The organism is Marinobacterium sp. LSUCC0821 (genome assembly GCF_012848475.1).
Taxonomy (GTDB): domain Bacteria; phylum Pseudomonadota; class Gammaproteobacteria; order Pseudomonadales; family Balneatricaceae; genus Marinobacterium_E.
Map to the genome: position 1 here is coordinate 1,801,227 of NZ_CP051666.1, position 13,393 is coordinate 1,814,619.

Genomic DNA, 13,393 nt, shown 5'->3' on the forward strand with positions numbered 1-13,393 from the left:
CTATGCCTTTAACACGCGAACAAGCCATCTCAACTGCCAACGTACTCTCTGAAGCGCTGCCATATATTCAGCGTTTTGTGGGTAAAACTCTAGTCATCAAATACGGTGGCAATGCGATGACTGATGAGTCACTGCAGGCAAGCTTCGCTCGTGACATCGTCATGCTAAAACTGATCGGCCTTAACCCTATTGTTGTTCACGGTGGCGGCCCACAGATCGGCGATCTGCTTGAAAAACTGAATATCGAATCGCACTTTGTAAACGGCATGCGCGTAACAGACTCAAAAACGATGGACGTTGTAGAGATGGTACTCGGCGGCATGGTTAACAAGGATATCGTTGGCCTAATCAACTCAGCAGGCGGTAAAGCGATCGGCCTAACTGGTAAAGATGGCGACCTACTGCGTGCGCGTAAACTGACGGTTAAACACAAGACGCCAGAGATGGAAGCGCCTGAGATCATCGATATCGGCCACGTCGGCGAAGTTGAGCGTGTTAACGTTGGCGTACTTGAGATGCTTGTTAACTCTGACTTTATCCCTGTCATCGCGCCTATCGGTGTGGGTGAAGATGGAGCCTCTTACAACATCAACGCTGACCTGGTTGCCGGCAAAGTCGCTGAGGTTCTTCAAGCGGAGAAACTTATTCTTCTAACTAACATCGCAGGCCTCCTAGACAAAGAGGGCAACATCCTGACCGGTCTCTCAACCAAGCAGGTTGATGCGCTGATCGAGGACGGCACTATCTACGGCGGTATGCTGCCTAAGATCGACTGCGCACTCAGCGCTGTTAAGTCGGGTGTTACCTCAGCACACATTATTGATGGCCGTGTAGAACACTCATGCATGCTTGAGATCTTCACCGATGAAGGTATGGGCACACTGATCACCAACAAATCATTAAAGGTTGAATGATGAGCGAGATCAAAATCTCACGTCGCGACCAGATCTTACAGTCTCTAGCTCAAATGCTAGAGACTAACCCTGGCCAGCGAATCACGACTGCAGAGTTGGCGAAGACCGTTGGTGTATCTGAAGCGGCTCTCTATCGCCACTTTCCAAGCAAGGCTCGCATGTTCGAAGGCCTAATTGAGTTCATCGAACAGACACTTTTTTCACGAATCAAGACGATTACCCAATCAGATGTTGGTTCGATTCGCCAGGTCGAGCAGATCATCACTTTGCTGCTGGCATTTTCTGAAAAGAACCCGGGAATGTCTCGCATATTAGGTGGCGATGCCTTAGCTGGGGAAAATGACCGTTTGCGCCAACAGATCAACCAGCTATTTGAACGTATTGAAACCCAGATTAAACAGATTCTGCGTGAAGCGGAGTTAAAAGAGGGTATTCGCACTGAGTTGCCTGCCGGCTCTACAGCGGGTCTCATCACCGCGACCGCAGAGGGCAGAATTCGCCAGTACGTTCGCACCGAGTTTAAGAAGCGTCCAACAGAGCTTTGGCCTGAACAGTGGAGTCGCCTATCGGTGGGTCTGTTTCGCAAGGTGAATTGATAATGCAGAAGGGGCATTTCGAGTCACACTCGCTGAAGTTTTTCTTAGCCATCTTTGCTCTGATGCTCGCCGCTGCGAACCTGCGCGGAGGGCTCGTAGTCATCGGTCCGCTTGTTGCTGATATTCGGGCATCGCTTGATATCTCTGCAGCGGCTTTTGGCTTCCTAATGACTCTGCCTCTGCTCTGTTTTGCAGGCTTCTCGTTGATTGTCCCTTGGGTCGCGAATCGATTGGCACCGATGCAGGTGGTTGCGATATCACTGCTTGTTCTCGCTATAGGTGCAATAGCGAGGGTCTTTGGCGATTACAGCATGATGGTTGCTGGCACTCTTGTGTTGGGGGCTGGCATCGCAGTTTTGAACGTACTCATCCCATCTCTCGTGAAAGGGCTATTTCCGGGGCAAGCGAGCTGGTTAACCGGTGTTTATACGCTCGTCCTGACCACCTGTGCAGCGTTTAGCTTCTACTCGGCCATACCTTTGCGAGACTACTTTGGCGATTGGCACGCGCCTATGTATATCTGGGCAGCACTCCCGCTTTTAGCATTAGTGGTATGGCTACCGATGCTTAAAGTGAGCTTCAAACCAGCCGCCCCAACCAACGTCAGTAGCAGCGTTTGGCGCCTGCCGAGGGCCTGGTCACTCGCCTTCTTTATGGGGCTACAGTCGGTGCAATTCTATGTATTGGCGACCTGGTTACCGCGCATATTCATGGATGCTGGTTTGAGCGATAGTGAATCGGGACTTATGACCGCGGTCTTTACCGTAATTGGGGTTCCGGCTGCACTCATGACACCGGTCATTGCCGCTAAATTACGCACCCAGCACCCTATTATTTTTATCATTACCCTGTTCGGTTTGATCGGTGTTGGCGGGCTGTGGGTTGCTCCCGCTGAGGGTCGCTATCTATGGGTTGTCTGCCTTGGTCTTTATGGCGGCTCTTCGCTTTCTCTTGCGTTGGCTTTAATTGCAATGAAGTCACACGACATGCGCCAAGCGACTGCGCTATCAGCAATGGTTCAGGGATTTGGTTATTTCCTAGCGAGCTTCGCACCGAGTCTGTTTGGTGCACTCTATGACTGGCAGCAAGATTGGTTACTGCCCATTGCAGTTCTTATCGCCCTACTCTTTGCTCAGGCAATTGCGGGCTGGCCTATTGCCAGCGCCGGTAAAGTAGATGAGCTAGCGTAGCCAAAGTGAAAGAAACTGCAGTTTAGCGTTTCAATACATTAAGGGCTTTTAGCATGGTGTATGCTTGATATAGCTGAAAGTCCTCAACCGCAAGACGATCGTCATCGATCACCTCAGCAACTTTTGCATCAGTTGGGTTATCTAAATGCCCCTCTAGGTCCGCTTCGCGAATCTGACCTACCGGCGCATTCACCACATCAAGCTTATGCTCTTTAACGACGATGTCAGGCGTAATGCCCTGGGCTTGGATTGAGCGTCCATTTGGAGTGAAGTAGCGAGCAGTTGTGATCTTCACCGCACGCGAATCAGATAGTGGCAACACAGACTGTACAGAGCCCTTACCGAAACTCTGAGTACCCATCACAACTGCACGACCCTGATCCTGAAGAGCTCCCGCGACGATCTCTGAAGCTGAAGCGGATCCGCCGTTGATCAGAACCACCATTGGGATATCTGGAACGGCCGTTTCTGCCGTGGCATTAAACTCCATCGCAGCACGCTCTACTCGGCCCTCTGTGTAGACCACAAGTCCTTCACTTAAGAAGGCATCGGATACCTCAACCGCCGCCTGCAAGACACCACCTGGGTTGTTACGCAAGTCGAGAACCAAGGCTTTCAGTTCGTTTTTTTCGTTCAGTTTTGTGATGGCGCTCTTTAGATCAGCACCCGTATTGGCTTGGAATTCACTGATGCGGATAACGCCGTATCCAGGTGCCAGTTCACGAGTACGCACACTGCGGATTTTGATTGCCGCGCGAACCACCTCAAACTGCAAAGGGGCATCTTCACCTTCGCGCATGATGGTGATTGCGATGGGCTCACCTATCTTACCGCGCATAAGGTCAACCGCTTCGCTGAGACTCATCCCCTGAATTGAGATCTCACCTAGCTTGATAATCAGGTCGCCCGACTTAATACCTGCCTCTTTTGCTGGCGTATCGTCGAGTGGGGTGATGACGTGGACAAAACCATCCTTCATACCCACTTCGATGCCGATGCCGCCAAACTCACCGTTGGTGTGTTCCTGAAGATTTGAAAAATCGTTATCGGCCAGGTAATCAGAGTGAGGATCAAGCCCAGAAACCATGCCTCGAATAGCGTCTTCGAGAAGTTGCTTATCAGTCACTGGCTCGACATAAGAGGCTTTAATGCGGCTAAAGACCTCCGCGAACATACGAAGCTCCTCTAACGGAAGTTCCGTGCTCTCACTCATAGGGAGTGCGGTATGTGGCACTGGCTCAGCAGCAACGACCGAAAACGATAGGAGTGTCGCAAAAATTGCTGCCAAAGGTTTCATCTGTGCCATGTTCAAATCCTACTTCTGTTTAGCCAACCAAGGGATAGGGTTGAAGCTTTTACCATCTCGTCGAAGCGAGAAGTAGAGGCCGCTTTTATCGTAACCGCCGCTATCGCCTGTCAGTGCTATCGGATCGCCTGCAATCACCCAATCACCGGTATTACGTAACAAACTCTGATTGTGACCATAGAGTGAGAGGTAACCACCACCATGATCAACAATAATCAACAAGCCGTAACCACGCAGCCATTCAGCGAAAACCACGCGGCCTGGATGAACTACTTTAACGCTCTTACCTGAATCTGCGCTGATAAAGATACCATCTTTAGAGAGGGCGCTCTTTTGGCTACCGTAATTCAACTCAAGACGCCCCTTAATAGGCCAGCTAAGCTTGCCTTTACGCGTCGCAATATCAGGCGCATCAACATCGATTAGATTATTTGCTAGCGACGCCTCCAGCTCGACAATCAGTTGCTCTAACTGCTTCTGATCCTGCTGTAATTTATCGATTTTGCTCTTTTCGGAACCGATTGATTGGTCAATTGAATCAAGTGTCGCCAGACGCTTTTTATACGCCTCTCTAAGCTGCTCTTCACGCTTCTGAAGAGCCGACATCTCCTCCTGAAGCTGCGACTCAGACTGGGTAAGCTCAGCCTGGTTTGAATCAAAACGTGCCAGAAGTTGCTGATAATCCTTGAGCCTGCTCGCAAGAACCCCACTAAAGTGGTCGTAGTAGCGAAGCATACGGTCTGTAGCAAGCGGATCTTCACTGGAGAGCAGCATCTTCAACCTTGGTTGCCGACCCTGTTGGTACTCTTCTCGAACCAGTTTAATCAGCAGTGTTTTTTCCCGGGCTAAGGACTTTTGAAGTTGCTTCTGCTCGCCATTTAACGAGCCCACTCGTGAATTGAGATTGGCAATTTTGGCTTCGATTTCGCGTTTCTGCGCAGCGATGTCGGCGATCTGCTTCTCATCATCTCGAAGATCTCGCTGCAATAGCTTCTTATCGCCTAAGCGATCTTCCACTTTTGATGCGAGCTGCGAGATATCTCTCTTGAGTCGCTCAAGGCGCTGGCTCGCCTCTTCCGGTGTCTCAGCGAAGGCTGATTGAACTAGAAGAAGCGAACAGCAGATTGCGAGGAGCTGCTTGTGCAAAGCTAGACCTTAAGACCTAAAACTTAGCCAGATTGTGACCGGTCATCTCTGCAGGTGGCTGAATGTCCATCAGCGCGAGCAGTGTTGGTGCTAGGTCACATAGCGCACCATCTTCAAGTTTGAGCGCAGCTTTGCGAGGACCGTCGTAGATCAGCGCCACTGGCCAAGTTGTGTGTGATGTGTGTGGCTGGCCTGATTTAGGATCCACCATCAACTCAACGTTACCGTGGTCGGCCGTTATAAGGGTTTCGCCGCCCACTTCAGCCATGGCTGCAAGCACCTTTGCTAGTGCTGCATCGACTGCTTCACAAGCTTTAACTGCTGCATCAAATTTACCGGTGTGGCCCACCATGTCACCATTGGCGAAGTTACAGATGATCAGATCATATTTGCGAGCACGAATCGCTTCACATAGCTTCTCTGATACCTCTGGCAGACTCATCTCTGGTTTTAGATCGTAAGTTGCCACATCAGGAGATGGCACGAGGATACGATCTTCACCCGGGTAGACCTCTTCCTGACCGCCGTTAAAGAAGAAGGTCACGTGCGCATACTTCTCAGTTTCAGAGATGCGTAGCTGGGTTTTACCCATGCCCGATAGGAACTCACCGATATCATTCGAAAGCTTCTCTGGAGGGTAGGCACAAGAGGCCGGTATATCGGCAGCGTACTCAGTTAGCATTACGAAATCAGCAAGTGCTGGGCGCTTAGTACGGACGAAACCATCAAAGCTGTCGTCTGCAACAAACGCACGTGTAATCTCACGTGAACGGTCTGGGCGGAAGTTGGCACAGATCACAGCATCGCCATCATTCACAGTTCCAACAGCTGTTCCATCTGCATTAACAACTACTGTAGCCGCAACAAACTCATCGTTCTCATCGCGGGCATAGGCTGCAGCAAGAGCTTCTTGTGCTGAAGCGGCACTCTGCACACCCTGACCGAGAGTCATCGCATCGTAGGCTTGCTGGACACGGTCCCAACGGTTATCGCGGTCCATTGCATAGTAACGACCAACAACCGTTGCGATTGCACCGATACCCAGTTCGGCAAGCTTCGCTTCAGTCGCAGCGATTGACGGCTCTGCAGAGCGAGGCGGCATATCGCGACCATCCAAAATCGCGTGCAGGTAGATTGCTTTAGCGCCACGCTTAGCGGCTAATTCCGCCAAAGCTAAAATGTGATCTTCATGGCTGTGGACACCGCCCGGTGATAGAAGACCGGTAATGTGCACCGCACCGCCATTAGCAACAGCCTTATCGATAGCGCTACAGAGCACGCTATTCTCGAAGAAATCACCATCGCTAATCGCTTTAGTGATACGCGTAAGATTCTGATAAACCACACGGCCAGCACCAATGTTCATGTGGCCAACTTCCGAGTTGCCCATCTGGCCATCTGGAAGACCAACCGCCATTCCAGAGGTTTGAATACGAGCATTTGGATTATCTTTTAAAAGAGCATCCCAAACAGGGGTATTGGCCGCCGCAATCGCTGATGATTCAGTCGCCTCTACTCCATAACCATCAAGGATAAGGAGTGCTCTTGGGGTACGCATATCACTCATGAGTATAAAAAATTCCGTTCTAATACTTTAGGATGAGTCGATTCTACCGAACACTGGGGGGTAAAACCATTAAACCTTGGTGAATTTTGCCCTAAGCACTTATCGATAAAGCCCGCGCAGGGTATACTCTCGCGCTAGAAAAATTTGTAGGAAATCCTTACATGGAACAGCTAATCGATTTTATTGGTAACCACACGATGATGGTTGTTGCCTGGGTTATGACTCTAGGCATGCTGCTTTTCACCGAAAATCTTAAATCTGGCAAGTCGGTTTCGGCTGCAGAGGCGACTCGAATGATCAACAAAGAGAACGCTGTTGTTCTCGATATTCGTGCCACTAAAGATTTCAGTGCAGGTCACGTAGCCAACTCGATTAACATTCCTCTTGCCGATTTTGATCGCCGCATGAGTGAGCTAAATCAGTACAAGGATAAGCCTGTTATCGTAGTGTGTAACATGGGTCAAACGGCAGGCACTGCATGCCGTAAGATGAAGAAAGCTGGCTTCAGTCAGGCGGTTCGTCTATCAGGCGGTATCACTGACTGGCGCCACCAGAACATGCCTGTGGTAGCTAAATGACAATTGAAATTTACAGCTCTGCTCTATGCGGTTTTTGCATGCGCGCCAAGATGTTGCTTGAACATAAGGGTGTTGAATACAACGAAATCAGTGTAGATCACGATCCAACAAAACGCGCTGAAATGATGGAGCGCAGTGGCCGTAGAACCGTGCCACAAATCTTCATCGGCGAGCACCATGTTGGCGGATGCGACGATCTGTTCGCACTTGAGCGTGCTGGTGAACTGGACGGTCTGCTCGCAAACGCGGGCCAATAATTAGAAGTAGTAAAAATAATAGGGAGCAACGATGTCTGAAGAGAATCAACAGGCACAACCACAGTTCGGCATGAAGCGCGTTTACCTTAAAGACGCTTCACTTGAGACGCCGGCTGCGCCAGCAGTATTTAACCAGCCATGGGCACCACAGGTTAACCTAGACGTTAATTCACAGGCTAACCAGCTTGATGAAGAGCACTACGAAGTAAACCTTACGCTAACAGTGACTGTTGTTAACCAGGAGCAGACTGCATTCCTGATTGAAATCCAACAGGCTGCGATCTTCATGATCTCTGGTTTCGAACCTGCTCAGCTACACCACACACTAGGTGCATACTGCCCTAACCTACTATTCCCATATGCTCGTGAAGCAGTGGATAACCTGGCAACCAAAGCGAGCTTCCCAGCTCTTATGCTTGCCCAGGTAAACTTCGACGCTCTATACGCTGCAAAAATGCAGGAAGTGATGGAAGCGCAGAAAGCTGAAGGTGAAGCAGCAGAGTAATCTGCACTTTGCTTTGCAGAAGGAGGCCTCGGCCTCCTTTTTTGTTGGCAGTAAATTGACCTATCTCCTATCAACTCAAGCCAATCATTGTTAAGCTGTTTCTAATATATGCATTTAACAGGAGATAAGCATGGCAATTGTTGAATTAAACGAAGCGAATTTTGAAGAGGTTGTATCGGGTAACGACTTTGTGATCGTTGATTACTGGGCGCCTTGGTGTGGACCATGTAAATCTTTTGCACCAACTTTTGAAGCAGTATCTGAAGAGTTCCCGAATATTGTATTTGCAAAAGTGAACACTGAAGCAGAACAGGGTATCGCAGGCCACTTCCAGATCCGCTCTATCCCAACCCTGATGATCTTCCGCGACAACATCATCATCTACAGCGAAGGCGGTGCCCTTCCAGCCGGTCAACTACGTGAGCTACTCACCAAAGCAAGCGAGTTGGATATGGATGAAGTGCGTAAGCAGATTGCGGAGTCTCAAGAGAGCGGAGAGTAATCACATCGCGGCTTGCCTCTTCGAGGCAATGCGCTCCTACTCAAAGCTTCGAACAGAGCACCGTAGGAGCGCATTACCCGAAGGGGAAGCCGCGAAAATATTGAAAGCTACACCAGCTCCCCAGTCTCTCTATCCCGCTTCGCTAGCCGTCCACGGCTCGCTACGTAGTGTTTATTGAATCGATCGAAATAGGCTGCGAGATGATCTGCTGCAGACTGATCTTCCATCTGCTCTAACAGGGCAACAGCCACCTCAGCGGTACAGAGCTGCCCTTCATGGATCGCTTTGCGCAAACCATAGTTTGACACTCTCATCTCATCAAGACTGATCACAGGCAGGTTCTGAAGGTAATCTGAGTGCCTAAACATTCTTCGCGCTTGGCGCCAGGTGCCATCAAGAAGAATAAATAGCGGCTTACGTCCGTCGGCCAATACCGCAGCCGAACTTGTCATTCTATCGAGGTAATCCTCAGAGGGTGGGAATACGATAATCGGCTGATAACTAGGATCATTAAGCAGTGATTGCAAAACCTCACCCGGCTCTTTACGCCCCTGCCACTCGATAGTACGCGTATTGGCGATGGAGTCTGCGATAAGTCGACCTGTATTGGTGGGTTTATAGGTTTCATAGCGATGCATCAGAAGAACAAACTCAACGGATGCTTCTACTTCAGATCGATATTCACAGATACAGGTACTGATTGCCAAACGACACTGTTCGCAGCGGCGCACATTAGCGCCGCGCGTAACAAAGGGTTTACGAGGAGGGTTTTCGACCTGTGCCATTGCTATTAGAGTTTAGCTTTTAGCAGACTCATCATCCGACGCAGAGTCGCGATTGGCGTTATCTTCAGCTTCAGCCGCTTCAAACTCGTCATCAAACTCTTTATCGCGATCTTTGATGAAGATACGACCGAGTACCAGACCTAGCTCAAAGAGAAGCCACATCGGGATCGCAAGCAACGACTGTGAAATGATATCTGGCGGCGTTAGCAGCATACCAATAACAAAACAGCCAACAATAACGTATGAGCGCTTCGCACCCAGATCTTTCGGAGTAGTAACGCCGGTCCAAAGAATAAGTAGAGTCGCGATTGGAATCTCAAACACCACACCGAAGGCGAAAAATAGCTTCAGCACGAAGTTGAGGTAGCTACTAATATCGGTCATTACCGCAACGTTTTCAGGCCCTACACTGGTGAAGAAGCCAAACACCAACGGGAACACAACGTAGTAGGCAAAAGCGATGCCGCAATAGAAGAGAACGATAGATGAGAGTAGCAACGGAACCGCTAGGTGCTTCTCATTCTCATAGAGACCCGGCGCGATGAAGCCCCACACCTGATGCAATATAAATGGGATACCAATGAAGATCGCCAAGACAAGTGCCAGCTTAAACGGAGCGAAGAATGGCGAGGTGACATCCGTCGCAATCATGCTTGTACCTGGCGGCAACAACGCGGTTAACGGTGCCGATAGGTAGTCGTAGAGATCATTGGCGAAATAGAAGAGACCCGCAAAGATCACCAACACAAATAGAACAATGCGCATTAAGCGCTGACGAAGTTCTATAAGGTGAGCGATGAGGGGCTGCTCGTTATCCGATGTTTTTGTGTTGCTCATTTGGCTCGCTGTTATCCGCTAGCTGCTCTGATGGCTGATCACTTGATGAGGTTTGGTTACCCGCATCAGCAATCTCTGCAGCGCTCTCTGTTTGAGCATTATCTGTAGTCTGTTCATCCTGCTTAGGTGCATATGCTTCTTGATACGCTGCCACTACATCAGGATCGTTTGTCCAAGCTGCTGGATTGAATTCCGGCTTAGGTGCATCTTCAGCGGTTTTGCTGACGGCAGAGTCATCACCAAACGAGGGGCGCTTAAACTGATCAGTTACATCACCTAACTCTTCGGCAAGTCTCTCTTTAGTCATAGCCGTTTTACGCTGAAGCTCTTCAACTTTAAGCTCTTCAGAGATTTCACGCTGAATTGAAGTCACCGATCGGCGAATACGCCCAACCCACATACCAATAGTACGTGCGGTGCCAGGAAGTTTGTCGGGTCCAATGACAATTAGCCCGACAAGTCCGACCATTAACAGCTCGGAAAAACCGATATCAAACATCTTAGATTAAGACTTAGATTCAGTTTTTTCTTCAGTCTTTGCAGCGTCTGCAGCTTTGAATTCTGCGTCTTTCTGCTCCTGTTCGATCTGTTTCTTAGGCTCTTCAGCTGAAGCGTCATCGCTCATCGCTTTTTTGAAGCCTTTGACAGCAGAACCTACGTCACCACCTAGGTTACGAAGTTTTTTAGTGCCGAATAGCAGAATGATAATGCCAAGTACAATTACCAACTGCCAAATGCTAATACCACCAAAACCCATTACATTTCTCCTAACGCGTTGTTGTTCTTAATTGTTCTACACCTATTATTTGGTGCGGTTTGCTTTTTCTTCAAGGCCTGACAGACCAAAACGGCGTGCCAGCTCCTCTAAAACTTGTTCTGCAGGTACGCCCAGATGCGCCAAAGCGACCATCGAGTGAAACCAAAGATCAGCAGTTTCGTAGATTAGATCCGAATTGTCACCACTCTTTTCAGCATCTTTTGCAGCAAGAATGGTTTCGGTCGCCTCTTCACCAACCTTCTCCAGTATTTTGTTGAGTCCCTTACTGTAAAGACTAGCAACATAACTAGAGTCTGCTGAAGCGCCTTTGCGAGACTCAAGAATAACCGAGAGTTCACTAATAACGTTATTCACCTTTTGTCCCCTTGTTTCCATAAAGCTCTTCTGGATCTTGGATCACATCTGCATCAATCACCCACTCACCAGAAGTGACATCTAACTTGCGGTAGAAGCAACTGCGACGGCCTGTATGACAAGCAACGCCACCGATTTGCTCTACTTCAAGAAGCAGTACATCGGCATCACAATCTAGGCGTAACTGATGTAGACGCTGAACATTACCCGACTCTTCGCCCTTGCGCCAAAGCTTTTGCCGTGAACGCGACCAATAGATAGCGCGCTGCTCTTGAATACTCAACTCAATAGATTCACGGTTCATCCAAGCGACCATAAGAATTTCGCCTGTTTTGTGATCCTGAGCGATAGCAGGGATCAAACCACGATCATCCCACTTAATTTCATCTAACCAAGACATCTCTATTTCCTATGCTCGCCAGATCAATAGCCAAGCGGCTGCAGCCGCGGCCCAACCGAACCAGGGCATCTGCTGCGCCCACTGGTTGATAGCTGGATCTGTTGAAACTGCCAGCAAGCCCAGTGAAGATGCTAATAACATCATTCTACGGGTTCTCTGAGCCTGCTTCTGTTTAAGACTCTGTTCATGCTGAATACGTTGCAGCTTTTGTTCATGCGACTGGCGGCTCTGTTGTAGAGAGTCGAAAACCAACTGCGGAAGCTGAGGTAACTTCTCAATCCAATCAGGGGCCTGCTGCTTAATGTTTTTCAACATCGCTTTGACGCCCATTCGCTCACGCATCCAATTTTCTAGGAACGGCTTACCCGTTTTCCAAAGATCGAGATCCGGATAGAGCTGACGACCAAGGCCTTCAATGTTCAGCAGGGTCTTTTGAAGCAGAATAAGCTGAGGTTGCACCACCATGTTAAAGCGTCGTGCTGTCTGGAATAGGCCCAAGAGCACCATACCAAACGAGATATCTTTGAGCGGCTTCTCAAAAATCGGTTCACAGACACTACGAATCGCAGTCTCAAAGGCGTGCACATTGGTATTTGCTGGCACCCAGCCTGAATCGATATGCAGTTGTGCCACTAACCGGTAATCACGCTGGAAGAATGCGAGAATATTTCGAGCAAGGTAACTCTGATCTTCAGCTGACAATGACCCAACGATACCGAAGTCGACCGCAATATATTGTGGCTCACTCGGATTTTCACGAGAGACAAAGATGTTGCCTGGGTGCATATCCGCATGGAAGAAGCTGTCTCTGAACACCTGGGTAAAGAAGATCTCCACTCCGCGTTCCGCCAGTTTCTCCATATCCGTCCCTTGCGCATGCAGGGCTTCAATATCGGCCACCGGAATACCTGATATGCGCTCCATTACCATCACGCGCTGGCGTGTCAGATCCCAATAGATCTCTGGCACATAGAGAATAGATGAGTTCTCAAAGTTACGACGCAGCTGAGTTGCGTTGGCCGCCTCTTTGCGAAGATCCAGCTCATCAAAGATGGTCTGTTCATACTCTTCAACCACCTCAACCGGACGCAAGCGCTTACCCTCTGACCAGAGATTTTGAACCATGCGAGCCATGACATAGAGAAGGCCGACATCCTGACGAATAACACGCTCTATACCTGGGCGAATAACCTTAACAACAACCGATTTACCATCTTTAAGGCGTGCCGGGTGAACCTGAGCGACAGACGCCGATGCAAGCGGCTCTGGATCAAACTCTGCAAACAACTCATCAACAGTTGCACCCAATTGCGACTCAATAAGCGCGCGTGCTTTTACACCACTGAAAGGGGGCACTCGATCCTGCAGCTGCGCCAGCTCAATTGCCAAATCGGGCGGTAGCAGGTCACGGCGGGTCGATAGGGTTTGTCCAAACTTGATGAATACTGGACCCAGTGCGATCAACGCAAGGCGCAGACGAGACTCTGAAGATCCCTTAGCACGGAAGAAAATTCGCCAAGGCAATAAAGCGACGATAACTCGTACATACCAAGGCAGGCGCGCGCCAATCAGAAAGGTATCGAGACGAAAACGGGCGATGACCCAGTAAATTTTTAAAAGTCGGAAAAAGCTTTGCACGCAGAGCCCGCCAGCGTCGAAGGGTTAATTAACTCGGCTA

Annotated in this window: 17 protein-coding genes; 7 read left to right on the forward strand and 10 right to left on the reverse strand. The window is 49.5% G+C overall.

Features of this window, described 5'->3' with window-relative positions; translation table 11 throughout:
• Positions 1 to 2: 2 nt before the first annotated feature.
• From argB to HH196_RS08745, 3 genes are read left to right on the forward strand one after another with little or no spacing between them, the layout of a single operon-like run.
• Positions 3 to 914 carry an acetylglutamate kinase gene (gene argB / locus HH196_RS08735; RefSeq protein ID WP_169451739.1) on the forward strand — a complete coding sequence of 304 codons (912 nt, stop codon included), beginning with the start codon at positions 3 to 5 and terminating at the stop codon, positions 912 to 914.
• Entirely contained in the window at positions 911 to 1,510 is a 600-nt protein-coding gene (gene slmA / locus HH196_RS08740; protein ID WP_371807838.1) for a nucleoid occlusion factor SlmA, read from the forward strand. The genes argB and slmA overlap by 4 nt, the downstream gene beginning before the upstream one ends.
• 2 nt (positions 1,511 to 1,512) lie before the next feature.
• Entirely contained in the window at positions 1,513 to 2,700 is a 1,188-nt protein-coding gene (locus HH196_RS08745) for an MFS transporter (RefSeq protein WP_169451741.1), read from the forward strand.
• A 22-nt stretch (positions 2,701 to 2,722) separates the two neighbouring features.
• Here the strand turns inward: HH196_RS08745 and HH196_RS08750 are convergent, their stop codons facing one another.
• Genes HH196_RS08750 through gpmI form a run of 3 tightly spaced genes read right to left on the reverse strand, consistent with a single transcriptional unit; the run spans position 2,723 to position 6,719 of the window.
• Entirely contained in the window at positions 2,723 to 4,006 is a 1,284-nt protein-coding gene (locus HH196_RS08750) for a S41 family peptidase (RefSeq protein WP_169451742.1), read from the reverse strand.
• Between the two features lie 9 nt (positions 4,007 to 4,015).
• Complete coding sequence (locus tag HH196_RS08755; RefSeq protein WP_169451743.1) at positions 4,016 to 5,152, reverse strand: murein hydrolase activator EnvC; 1,137 nt, start codon at positions 5,150 to 5,152, stop codon at positions 4,016 to 4,018.
• 16 nt (positions 5,153 to 5,168) lie between these two features.
• Positions 5,169 to 6,719, reverse strand: a complete 1,551-nt coding sequence (gpmI, locus tag HH196_RS08760) for a 2,3-bisphosphoglycerate-independent phosphoglycerate mutase (RefSeq protein ID WP_169451744.1) — start codon at positions 6,717 to 6,719, stop codon at positions 5,169 to 5,171.
• Between the two features lie 161 nt (positions 6,720 to 6,880).
• On the opposite strand from gpmI, the gene HH196_RS08765 reads away from it, so the two are divergent.
• From HH196_RS08765 to trxA, 4 genes are all read left to right on the forward strand, one after another.
• Entirely contained in the window at positions 6,881 to 7,297 is a 417-nt protein-coding gene (locus tag HH196_RS08765; RefSeq protein ID WP_169451745.1) for a rhodanese-like domain-containing protein, read from the forward strand.
• Positions 7,294 to 7,554: a glutaredoxin 3 gene (gene grxC, locus HH196_RS08770; protein WP_169451746.1), complete on the forward strand. Its 261-nt coding sequence runs from the start codon at positions 7,294 to 7,296 to the stop codon at positions 7,552 to 7,554. Before HH196_RS08765 ends, grxC begins: the two co-directional genes overlap by 4 nt.
• A 31-nt stretch (positions 7,555 to 7,585) precedes the next feature.
• Entirely contained in the window at positions 7,586 to 8,059 is a 474-nt protein-coding gene (secB, locus tag HH196_RS08775) for a protein-export chaperone SecB (RefSeq protein ID WP_169451747.1), read from the forward strand.
• Between the two features lie 130 nt (positions 8,060 to 8,189).
• Positions 8,190 to 8,561, forward strand: a complete 372-nt coding sequence (gene trxA, locus HH196_RS08780) for a thioredoxin (RefSeq protein WP_169451748.1) — start codon at positions 8,190 to 8,192, stop codon at positions 8,559 to 8,561.
• Positions 8,562 to 8,668: 107 nt separating this feature from the next.
• On the opposite strand, the gene HH196_RS08785 is transcribed toward trxA, so the two are convergent.
• Genes HH196_RS08785 through ubiB form a run of 7 tightly spaced genes read right to left on the reverse strand, consistent with a single transcriptional unit; the run spans position 8,669 to position 13,353 of the window.
• Positions 8,669 to 9,346 carry a tRNA-uridine aminocarboxypropyltransferase gene (locus HH196_RS08785; protein ID WP_169451749.1) on the reverse strand — a complete coding sequence of 226 codons (678 nt, stop codon included), beginning with the start codon at positions 9,344 to 9,346 and terminating at the stop codon, positions 8,669 to 8,671.
• A gap of 12 nt (positions 9,347 to 9,358) precedes the next feature.
• Positions 9,359 to 10,183, reverse strand: coding sequence for a twin-arginine translocase subunit TatC (tatC, locus tag HH196_RS08790; protein ID WP_169451750.1), 825 nt, complete (start codon positions 10,181 to 10,183; stop codon positions 9,359 to 9,361).
• Positions 10,158 to 10,652 (reverse strand): hypothetical protein, encoded by a 495-nt coding sequence (locus HH196_RS08795; protein ID WP_248276844.1) that lies wholly within the window; start codon positions 10,650 to 10,652, stop codon positions 10,158 to 10,160. The genes tatC and HH196_RS08795 overlap by 26 nt, the downstream gene beginning before the upstream one ends.
• A gap of 36 nt (positions 10,653 to 10,688) precedes the next feature.
• Positions 10,689 to 10,940, reverse strand: coding sequence for a twin-arginine translocase TatA/TatE family subunit (gene tatA / locus HH196_RS08800; RefSeq protein WP_169451752.1), 252 nt, complete (start codon positions 10,938 to 10,940; stop codon positions 10,689 to 10,691).
• 45 nt (positions 10,941 to 10,985) lie between these two features.
• The gene (locus tag HH196_RS08805) at positions 10,986 to 11,315 is read right to left on the reverse strand and encodes a phosphoribosyl-ATP diphosphatase (protein ID WP_169451753.1); all 330 of its coding nucleotides are present in this window, start codon (positions 11,313 to 11,315) and stop codon (positions 10,986 to 10,988) included.
• Positions 11,308 to 11,715 (reverse strand): phosphoribosyl-AMP cyclohydrolase, encoded by a 408-nt coding sequence (hisI, locus tag HH196_RS08810; RefSeq protein WP_169451754.1) that lies wholly within the window; start codon positions 11,713 to 11,715, stop codon positions 11,308 to 11,310. The genes HH196_RS08805 and hisI overlap by 8 nt, the downstream gene beginning before the upstream one ends.
• A gap of 9 nt (positions 11,716 to 11,724) precedes the next feature.
• Complete coding sequence (gene ubiB, locus HH196_RS08815) at positions 11,725 to 13,353, reverse strand: ubiquinone biosynthesis regulatory protein kinase UbiB (RefSeq protein ID WP_169451755.1); 1,629 nt, start codon at positions 13,351 to 13,353, stop codon at positions 11,725 to 11,727.
• Positions 13,354 to 13,393 lie beyond the last annotated feature (40 nt).